Here is a 9,759-nt window from a genome sequence, read left to right as displayed (position 1 = left end):
CTTTTTCATTACTCGTTTGTTTTAAAACAATGATCAACTCGTATCTTGTAATTTATGTTGTTAGCTTGATGGGTATGCGGCAGGACCCCTATTAATAGTATCCAGTAATACCATAAGCCTCAAAAGGATTCGAGCTTGTTGATCGATATCCTTCTGCTTTCGCATAATTTCCCACTGGATCATCAACCATGGGGGTATAACATGATTTTTGTCCGGAAAGTACTTTTCCATTTCCTCCAGAACTATTACAATCATATGATCGGAGCTTAATCGAATGATCGGAATTATACTGGTGAATAAAGGCATTCCCTGTATAACCGGATGGCAAGGCAGAATTAAATGTAGTTTTCGCCCAAGCAGACTTACAGGATGGACTATATTTTACCTGAATTGTTCCAACAATGGTTCCATTATCCTTCTTTACACTCGTAGAAACTGCCGTGTAGGCATCATTTTGACAACCAGTAGAAACTGGACTCTTCCCGTTATAACTTGCAGCCTCTACATTGGGAATAGAAAATGACATTGTGGTTAACGCCAAAAATGAAAGAAATACCAACAATTTTTGTTTCATTATAATCCTCTCCTCGATATTTTTTCAATACTCTGAAAATTATAACGTTATGTGTATTTATAATCTATATAACTAAACTACTATCTTATTCAACAATCTGGCCCAATTGTTGAATAAAGATCAAACAGCACTCTTCAACTCCCTAAGTTTGATGCAAATATCTCTCGAATGCTCACTTATTCGCAGGATTTCATTACCCTTGATTGTAAGGTCAAAGTTAAATGGAGTGATTTCAGGACATGAAGATTTCGTGAAATCATAGTGAAATAAAGGAGTTGTACAAGACTCCACATTTTGCCATATTATGTACATTCTCCACGCCGCCCCTGGAGGCTTTCCCTCCCATGTCTCAACAGGTCAACTGCCCTATCATTCCTTCTTCATGCCTATCCAAGGGGTGGAGGCCAGTTATGCTAACCTGATGGGTCAGTGCTCTTTTGTTGAAGAAATCTGGTACTCCGCACATATTTGAAATCCTACGAATAAGCCAACATTCGTAAAAAGAAAAAGTCTATGAAAAAATTAGCTTTTGAATGTTCCCTCGAGAACCCAATTAAAAAATCCCCTTTAAAATTACGCAACCGGTTCAGTAATAGGTTGAACTTTTTCTGCACAATAAGCCTCGTTTCTGCCTGCTATTCCAACAAATATCCTAGCTAGCTTACCTACCAATTTCATAATCGATTTCATTTTCTTCACCTTAACATTATTTGGAGTGAATAGCTCGAAATTCCGTGTTATTCATCAAAAGGCTCATGGTGGCTAAGTAAAGGAAACGTCTTAGCCTGGATCGCCCACGCTTAGAGAAGACAATTTAGCCTTTCCACTTACCAGAGCTTGCTTCAGCCAGATGCAACCCAGTGTGCCAAAGTAAAGAATTACCGTTTGAAAAACCACTTAGATCTCCTGCTTCATCTAATATTCCGGCTAAAGAAATTTCACTAATTCCCTTAATGGCAAGCAGCTTCTTGGCAAAAGGTATCTGTTTTAATACATCCTTAACCTCTTGTTCCACTTTCGAGATGTAAGACTGCAAAGTGAGAGTTTAGTAACTGAATGAAATTCTTAACATGGCGTGAGCAACGACAATTCCAGCTCGTTTTCTTCCTTTTCTTGCAGCTGTCCGTCTTTATAGAGGGCCAGGATAGCTTTTAGAGGCTCCAATTGAATGAGCAGCTTCGGTTAAAGGAGACTTTAAATATTTATTTCCCTTTTTGGCTCTGGTGGACTTCCTTTTTCCTGCACTTTCATTGTGTCCTGGCACGAGGGCGGCCCATGAACATAATCTGGCTGCACTTCGAACTGTTTTTCAACGTCTGTTCCGATTTCAGCTAGAATTTGTTCTGCCATTCGAATGGCAATACCGGGTATTGAATCCAATCGTTCTATGCTTTCTTGGTACACTAACTCTTTGGGCAACCTCCTGATCGAGTTTTTCAATCTGTTCAGTCAGAAAGTCAATATAAGTTAGAATCGTTTTGAGCATCATGCCTGATTAGGATTCACGTACCCATTCAGGGCAAGGATTAAATCCTCCTTTTTCTTCTTCATCGAACATCTCGCAAAGTTTGCTAGTTTCTTAGGATCATCCTCACCATTTGCGATCGCATGAAGCATGTCCTTTGATGAAACGCCCATAATATCCGATACGACAGAGCCGAATTTGATATTTGCACCATCAAGAACCTTTTGAATTAAATTATGCTGTCTAGCTCGTTCTTCAATAATACTTCTGCGATAACGAACAAGCTCACGCAATTCTCGCTGATCTCGATCAGGGATAAAGCTTGCCTTCAACAACCCATGACGAAGAAGTTGAGTGATCCACTCAGCATCCTTGCCATCAGTTTTTCGACCAGGGTCTGCTTTCATATGTTGTGCGTTAACAACTAAAAATTCCATTTCTTCAGCCTCAATTAAGTTCACGATAGGCTTCCAAAATACATCAAAAGACGCTTTGCACATGCAATAGCTTACTATTTGTTTTTGCCTTCATTTTTAACGACTATAGCACTAAACTCGCCTTTATTTTTCTTTTTTAATTTATTTTTAACGTAATTTTCATAGGATGTTCAGGTTCCTTCGATACACTCAGAATGAATGTTTCTGGTCAACTTGATTTTAAATGAGAAACCAAAACCATATAAGCAAGGAGAAGAACAATATGAACTATGAAATATTTCAATGGATTAACGGTTGGTCCGGCCATTACTCTTATCTAGATAGAGGAATGATATTTATCACTAATAGCGTTCCATATGTGGTAATCGCACTTATGTTGTTCCTATGGTTTATTGCAAACAAAGAAAAACGAGCGGAAAAACAGTACACAGCTATATACGCTGTTTTTTCTTGCTTACTTGGATTGTTCATAAACGCAATCCTTCACCTTGTCTACTATCATCCAAGGCCATTCGTGGCACACCATGTTCATCAGTTAATACCGCATCCTGCTGACTCTTCGTTTGTAAGTGATCACTCGGTATTAGTATTCTCCATTGCATATACGATGGTGCTACGAAACGACTCGTGGAAGTATCCCATATTAGTATGGGCTATTATTGTTGGCATTTCGCGTATATTCGTCGGAGTCCATTATCCTGCAGACGTGATTGGTGGCGCCCTTATTTCATATGGGGTAAGCATATTCGTTATGCAGTCTTCCAAAAAACTGGAGCCTTTGGTACAAGTGGTGTTCTACATGTATGACAGATTAACGAAACATATCCCTTTCCTGGCTAAGTACAACCATAAAGACTTAAGTCAAGATAGATAAGGATTTTTTCTAATGGAAAATCTACTAAGAGTTGAAATCCTATGGTTAATTGATAAACAAACTTTTTCTTATTATGTGGAAATGTTGTATTTTCTATTTTTGTCAGAGATGGAAATTGCTTTGTAACAATGACAACTTCCAAGAAGGAGATGAGTTAGCATTTTCTGAACAAACTGAAATGGTCCAACATTCAGGTCGGTAAATGCTATGCAAAGAATCACAAGTCACCATATTTTTTGGAGCCGTCAAGATTATGGCAACCACTGTGGGAGAAACAGCGCAGACTTCCTTAATGATTAACTTGGATTTGGATGGGTATCCTTATTTAGAGAGAGAAATAAAATTAAGTTGTGGGAAACCACTTTAAAGAAAGGAAATTATATATGCAAGAAAACCAAAATAAAATGAAAATTTCACTTAACAAAGTGCCACAAGTGACGATGTTCTTTTGGATCATCAAAGTTTTGTGTACAACTGTTGGTGAAACATTTGCTGATTTCATCAATTTCAACATTGGACTTGGTTTAACTCTTACTACCATTATTATGGGAGTTGCGTTTTTTATTGCATTGTTTTTTCAGTTTAAAGCAAACAAATATGTTCCAGCCATTTACTGGGTAACAGTTGTTCTTATAAGCGTATTTGGAACACTGGTAACGGATAATTTGACAGATAATATAGGCATACCACTTGAGGTTAGCACAGCTGTATTCTCGGTGCTACTAGGACTGACTTTTCTATTTTGGTATCTTAGTGAAAAAACACTATCGATCCACTCGATTTTCACTAGAAAAAGAGAAGTTTTCTACTGGCTTACGATCCTTTTCACCTTTGCACTTGGAACAGCGGTCGGCGATTTATATTCCGAACAACTTGGTTTCGGTTATCTTAACACAGGAATAGGCGTTGTTATTATTATTGCTCTTGTGTTCTTAGCCTATAAATTATTGAAACTTGACGGAGTATTAGCTTTCTGGATTGCGTATATTTTAACACGTCCGCTTGGAGCGTCACTTGGAGATTACCTATCCCAACCAAAAGTAAATGGCGGATTAGGACTCGGGACAACCGTTACGAGTGTGATTTTTCTTATCGCTATTTTAGCGATCATCGTTTTCCTTGCCGTTTCAAAAATTGATACAAATGCTAAAAGTGATATAGCGGAAACAAACCAAAGTAATGCAAATAAGAAACATGTGCTAACACAAACGATTGTTGTACTCGTAATTTTCTTAGTTGTTGGTATAGGTGGTTATAACTGGCGCAGTAATAATATTGCATCACAAGGTGCTGCAGAGCAAGCTACATTAGCAGGTCAATTAAATGATTTTGTTAAAATTGAAAATGATATGCTAAACGCTGTAAATAAAAACGACTTTGCTTCAGCAAAAAAAGGCGCTGATAATTTGGAACATCAGTGGGATACACAAGAACCTAAGCTTCGAAAAATTGATAGCACTACATGGACAAAAATTGATGGAACAATTGATTCTGTACTAGCATCGGTTCGTTCTTCAAAACCTGATGTTAATCAAAGCAAAACAGCACTTACTAATTCACTTAGTGTCTTAAAAGGTGCAAATAAATCAACATCAAATTCTGGTGCCTCACAAACTACATTATCTGGACAGTTAAACGATTTTGCAAAAATCGAAAATGCTATACTAAACTCTGTAAACAAAAATGACTTTGCTTCAGCGAAAAAAGGGGCAGATGAATTAGAACATCAATGGGACACACAGGAACCTAAGTTTCGAAAAATCGATGGCGCTACATGGACGAAAATTGATGGAACAATTGATGTTGTATTAGCAGCAGTTCGTTCATCGAATCCTGATGTAAACAAGTGTAAAACAGCACTTAACAATTCACTTAGTACCATAAACGCAACAAATAAATAATACTCTTAGGAATCGCCAATCGCGGTTCCTTTTTAAATGGAACTCTTATTAAACTAAAACTCCCTTAATAAACTAAACACAATCTCAGGATTGCTCTAGAATTCTTAGGATTTCATAGCCATATCATTAACCATTATCCATGTAAGATCAGCATTATTCCTCAAGGATAGGGATTTATCGAAAAAAGTGTATGCTAAACTAGCCAATTATAGTAAAAAAATTGGTTCAAGCAATGTTATGATCGCAGTTTAGGATGTATAATTGAAATTGGTATTTATGCAAAACATGAATGTATAAGTGACTAAAAGGAAGGCGAATTGTTTTGGCAATAATAGATATTGACCAATTGCTTTTAGATACTGAAGAAATTACCGAATAGGCAACTCCATTCCATCTCGATACATTTGACAATTATTAGATAAAACTGATATTTGGTAAAGAAAAGCATGCCCAAGGTGGATATGCTTTTTTGTCACTTTGACCGATAATTTACACCTATTTTAAGTATTATTTTGCACAGCCAACTTTAAAAACCCAGCTACCTTCACATGAGAAGAATAGCTGGGTTTCTTAATAATTTACATTCAATCATTTATAGAATTATTCTGATCTGTTTAGTAAAAAAGCAACTGCTTATTATTTAGCAATCGCGCCCTTTTATTGAAAAAGGATCTTAAACTATTATTTTTCAAGGGTACTCATTATTTCATTAATAACTTCGGCGCAAGTCTTAATTTCTTTTATTCCACGAAACAAACTCACCAAAGGGCGGTGTCTGTCCAAAACCTAAAAAAATTCATCCATCCACTGTTTGGATTAACTTCATAAGTTAGCAATTTAAAGGAAACTGTTCCTCTATGTTTCTAGGAATAGGTTTTTGCACCTGAACCATAATGTATCGAACCTAACAAAATGATTATGTTATTTCCCACTTTTCATTAAAATCTTCTTATCTTTTATGACGGAAAGCACTTGCTGAAAGCTTTAAATAGCTTTAACTGCCCTTTTGTGCGAATTTTACCTGACATGACGGCTGATAATATCCCTGTTTCTTTGGCCATCAGCCGAATCCATGTTTGACTGTCTGCAATAAGTTGGAAATCTGCATCCCCGAGATGTCCCTTTTCCACAGTAAGGGTCTTGTTCTTTATGATAACCGTTGCTTGAGCATTTTCTTCTCCAGTAAATGTAAAATGATAGGTAGCAGCTAAATCTTTTGCTTGATTTCTTTGAAACATATGAGGAAGCACCTGCAAAAACGCACGGATTGATTTCGATCGTAAGCCGTTGCTCACCGGTCGAACTTGTTTATGGGGAAAACGCTTTTTGACATGATCCTCAGCGTCGGAATTCGGCACTACATACACCATTTCGCTTTTATCCTGTAGTGGTTTGACAACGTCCTTCAAAAATTTCTTGCGATCGTCAAGAAACTCACCAATTACATCTTCTCCAGCAGGACAAACGGACATACAGTAGGCCGCTTTATAGCTAGCTCCAAAAGAAAGGCTCTGCCACATAGATGCTGTTTCTGCATCATTTACTTTATCCCTGTATGATTTAGAATTTTTGCTGTCGGTAATCTTCTTCACCCAATCGCTGAAGCCGCCGGAAAATTCTCGATAGTTGTGCGTATAACAGGCGGAGAAATTAAAATGACCATCAGCGCCAATGGCTCCTACCGGGCAGGCAGCTACGCACAATTTGCACTCCAAACACGGATTATAATCAATGGGCTGACTTTCCGAAGTCATATCTGCATTTGTAAGGATCGTACCTAACAAAATAAAGTTGCCGAACTTGGGATGAATGACATTTCTATGGATGCCTATTTGTCCGAGTCCAGCCGCAACCGCAATTGGTTTATGTGAGATGACCCATGCTTTTCCGGTACTTTCCTGCTCCATCGGGAATCCTGCTGGCGGATTCAATGCTTTGATGCCTTGCTCTTCAAGCTCTTTCACGATTTCATGTCCGATATGCGTTACGTTATCGACAACATGATGAAATTCCGTATTTGCAATGGATCGAGCTGTCGAACGCAAGGGCTCGCGGTTCATTTTACAGACGAAACTAATAAGCGTCCTGGCTTCAGGAAACAGATTCAAAATTTCTTTTTGTTGGTCCTCAAGTTCGCTTCGGTCAATAGTGACGAATCCAACATCGTCGGCTCCTGCATGTAGACATAAATCCCGCAACCATTGTGTATCTATGCGCCTGCCTTCGGTCCCCTGCATAATTTCCTTTTTCTTGTAATATTGTTTTACGGTATGATGATCATTTATTGTCCCCTTTTTCATGGCACTCAACTCCTTAGTCATTCAATTTAACGCCAGCCGAACTGTTTGATGGCCTGCCCAATCATTCGAAGTTGTGCATTTCATACAGACTTCGTAAAATTGATTTTTAGTTCTAGCGTTGTGAATGTCTCCCCTTTGCTGAGGGTAGATGCATAGGCTATTCTCATCGCTGTATCAGTAGCATCGCAAAGTACGCCGTCGTGAAGCTTTCTACCAAGGCTCACAGAACTTGTACGGAAAGCTTATCGGAACGGTCAAGACTTAAAGTTTCTTTCTTCTTGCCCATCGATGATCAGACGACATCCACTATGACAGCATCCTTGTCAGATTTCGTATTATCGCCTTCTAAGTATTATAGATAATCAGTGAGACCGATCGGTCTTTTTTAGAGTAAAAAAAAGCCATCTCCGGCTTCTTTTTAGACTGCTAGGCACAGTTCTGAGCAAGAAACGATCTAAGATGATACACAGCTTTTTTCATGTACTCTTGGTTCTTGTAAAGTTTGCTAAGTGCTAGCGCCCCCTCCAGCGTGGAGATAAACACGGTCGCCACAAACTCGGGATCCACTCCTTGTTTAACCTCACCCTTCTTTATGCCTTCCTGAACAAGATTACGAACCATTCCGAGCAAGCCATCCATTGCTTCACGGACTTTTTCTTGAAGCAATGGGTCTGCGTCATCTGCTTCAATGGCAGCATTCATAATCGGGCAACCTCCCGGGAACAATTCTCTTTCAGCAATCCCCTCAAATACGGAAATAATGGAAAGAAGACGTTCCATGTATCCTTGTTTGCCTGCCATTGCTTCAGAGAAAAAATGACTCATAGTGTCAATGGAAAAGGAGAAAGCGCTCAACATTATTTCCTCTTTATTTTCAAAATGGTTATAAATCCCTCCTTTTTGAAGACCAGTCTCGTGCATGATGTCGGATATAGAAGATGCCCTATATCCTTGGCTATTAAAAATTTTTGATGCTTTTTCTAAGATCAGGGCTTTAGTCTGTTCTCCCTTGCGATTAACCATGAATCTATTTGCCTCCTTTTGAAAAAGGTTTACGAAATTTATAAGACCATTCGGTCCTTTTTATTGTACAATTAGGTAGTATCTTTGTAAAGTGCAAAAAATAACAGGAAAAATTTTTGATTAAAGTGGATTACATCACATTGACTGAATTACAGATAAAAGGAAGACAAGCAAAACAGACATCCCACGTCCTAGCAAATATAAGTAGCCTATTCAGAAGTGTCAAAATACAATTTTATAAAGATTATATTTCTTATTACATAACTTTAAAAAATTTCTTTTCTTATACATGTTGGTATAAGGAATACTGTAAAAATAATAATAAATACTACTGAATAGACTGTCATAAACTAAAAAACATTTAAAATCCATTGTGGCCATTCGTATGTTAAAATTAATTATACGAAAGTGTCTTATTTTTTTTGTATTAATTATACACATTACATAAAAAACGTGTAGGAAAACCGAAGAATTGGTTTCTCTACACGTTTTCTATTTAAGAATGGGATTTATGTCCCATCCTCTTATGCAGTCGCCTTGGCCAGTAAACGATTATTTGAAGATTTAGATGGTCACAAATTTAATCTGCTTGTGTGTTAACAAATAATAAAAGACTCGTTTGCTGCCCCTAACTTATGAAAAGCTAGGAGAGTGAATGAGTCTCTTTTTTTAACTTAAATTAATCAATACTTGATTGTTTACGTAGTTCATACACTTTATCTGATGTTACGTCTTGGCCAAGTGGGTACCCATCTCTTATAGCTCTAACTATGACTTCATAATCCTCCATGCCATGCTTTTGGGCGATTTGAGCCAAAGAATTGGCCAGTTCATTCCGTTGTTCTTCCTTTATCGGCACATGTACTTTAATCGTTTTGTTATCTGGATTGACTCCGAGCGCTATAATATCATATTCATTATTTACCTTATTGCTTTCTTCCATGAATTCTCGGCTCTATCCTTCCTTTTTCTGATTGTCTAAGTAATCATAGACTAAAAAAAGTATAAACGCGGAAATCAGCACAACTAACCCTAGAGAAAATCGTTTTTTTAATTTCTTCACTTTATATCTCCTTATCCAAAATTCTGTCTCTGCTTTTTAACTTTCCCCGTTAGCCATCCATGAAGCGCAAAAATCAGCGCTTCACCACAGAGAATGAAAATTGGTCTCTATGTCGATAATGT

Annotated in this window: 8 protein-coding genes and 1 pseudogene; 2 read left to right on the top strand and 7 right to left on the bottom strand. The window is 37.7% G+C overall.

Annotated features, from left to right (window positions below; genetic code table 11):
• Window positions 1-91: 91 nt before the first annotated feature.
• The 4 genes and pseudogenes from ACFX4L_RS23990 to ACFX4L_RS23975 form a co-directional block, all read right to left on the bottom strand.
• Window positions 92-574, bottom strand: coding sequence for a DUF2690 domain-containing protein (locus ACFX4L_RS23990; RefSeq protein ID WP_317778845.1), 483 nt, complete (start codon window positions 572-574; stop codon window positions 92-94).
• Window positions 575-1,147: 573 nt separating this feature from the next.
• Window positions 1,148-1,589, bottom strand: a pseudogene (locus tag ACFX4L_RS23985) (transposase); the annotation flags it as partial.
• A 114-nt stretch (window positions 1,590-1,703) separates the two neighbouring features.
• Window positions 1,704-1,838 (bottom strand): transposase, encoded by a 135-nt coding sequence (locus tag ACFX4L_RS23980; protein WP_081108810.1) that lies wholly within the window; start codon window positions 1,836-1,838, stop codon window positions 1,704-1,706.
• Window positions 1,839-2,059: 221 nt separating this feature from the next.
• On the bottom strand, window positions 2,060-2,500 hold the full coding sequence (locus ACFX4L_RS23975; RefSeq protein WP_289337529.1) for an IS110 family transposase: 441 nt from the start codon (window positions 2,498-2,500) through the stop codon (window positions 2,060-2,062).
• A 238-nt stretch (window positions 2,501-2,738) separates the two neighbouring features.
• Between ACFX4L_RS23975 and ACFX4L_RS23970 the strand changes: the two genes are divergently transcribed.
• Both ACFX4L_RS23970 and ACFX4L_RS23965 read left to right on the top strand, forming a co-directional pair.
• Window positions 2,739-3,350: an undecaprenyl-diphosphatase gene (locus tag ACFX4L_RS23970; RefSeq protein WP_289337528.1), complete on the top strand. Its 612-nt coding sequence runs from the start codon at window positions 2,739-2,741 to the stop codon at window positions 3,348-3,350.
• A 383-nt stretch (window positions 3,351-3,733) separates the two neighbouring features.
• On the top strand, window positions 3,734-5,251 hold the full coding sequence (locus ACFX4L_RS23965) for a COG4705 family protein (RefSeq protein WP_377406446.1): 1,518 nt from the start codon (window positions 3,734-3,736) through the stop codon (window positions 5,249-5,251).
• A 956-nt stretch (window positions 5,252-6,207) separates the two neighbouring features.
• Here ACFX4L_RS23965 and ACFX4L_RS23960 read toward each other — a convergent pair.
• From ACFX4L_RS23960 to ACFX4L_RS23950, 3 genes are all read right to left on the bottom strand, one after another.
• Window positions 6,208-7,551, bottom strand: a complete 1,344-nt coding sequence (locus ACFX4L_RS23960) for an SCP2 sterol-binding domain-containing protein (protein WP_377384068.1) — start codon at window positions 7,549-7,551, stop codon at window positions 6,208-6,210.
• A gap of 426 nt (window positions 7,552-7,977) precedes the next feature.
• Window positions 7,978-8,574, bottom strand: coding sequence for a TetR/AcrR family transcriptional regulator (locus tag ACFX4L_RS23955; RefSeq protein WP_317778850.1), 597 nt, complete (start codon window positions 8,572-8,574; stop codon window positions 7,978-7,980).
• 679 nt (window positions 8,575-9,253) lie between these two features.
• Window positions 9,254-9,517, bottom strand: a complete 264-nt coding sequence (locus tag ACFX4L_RS23950) for a hypothetical protein (RefSeq protein WP_377406444.1) — start codon at window positions 9,515-9,517, stop codon at window positions 9,254-9,256.
• Between the last annotated feature and the right edge of the window lie 242 nt (window positions 9,518-9,759).

Source organism: Peribacillus sp. YIM B13482 (assembly GCF_042787975.1).
GTDB classification, from domain to species: domain Bacteria; phylum Bacillota; class Bacilli; order Bacillales; family DSM-1321; genus Peribacillus; species Peribacillus simplex_A.
The sequence above is the reverse complement of the archived record's forward strand: the minus strand, read 5'-3'. Positions and strand labels throughout refer to the sequence as shown.

Excerpts from the sequence above, each read along its gene's own strand:
- ACFX4L_RS23990 (WP_317778845.1), bottom strand. The coding sequence starts at position 574 with ATGAAACAAAAATTGTTGGTATTTCTTTCATTTTTGGCGTTAACCACA.
- ACFX4L_RS23970 (WP_289337528.1), top strand. The coding sequence starts at position 2,739 with ATGAACTATGAAATATTTCAATGGATTAACGGTTGGTCCGGCCATTAC.
- ACFX4L_RS23955 (WP_317778850.1), bottom strand. The coding sequence starts at position 8,574 with ATGGTTAATCGCAAGGGAGAACAGACTAAAGCCCTGATCTTAGAAAAA.
- ACFX4L_RS23950 (WP_377406444.1), bottom strand. The coding sequence starts at position 9,517 with ATGGAAGAAAGCAATAAGGTAAATAATGAATATGATATTATAGCGCTC.
- ACFX4L_RS23960 (WP_377384068.1), bottom strand. The coding sequence starts at position 7,551 with ATGAAAAAGGGGACAATAAATGATCATCATACCGTAAAACAATATTAC.
- ACFX4L_RS23965 (WP_377406446.1), top strand. The coding sequence starts at position 3,734 with ATGCAAGAAAACCAAAATAAAATGAAAATTTCACTTAACAAAGTGCCA.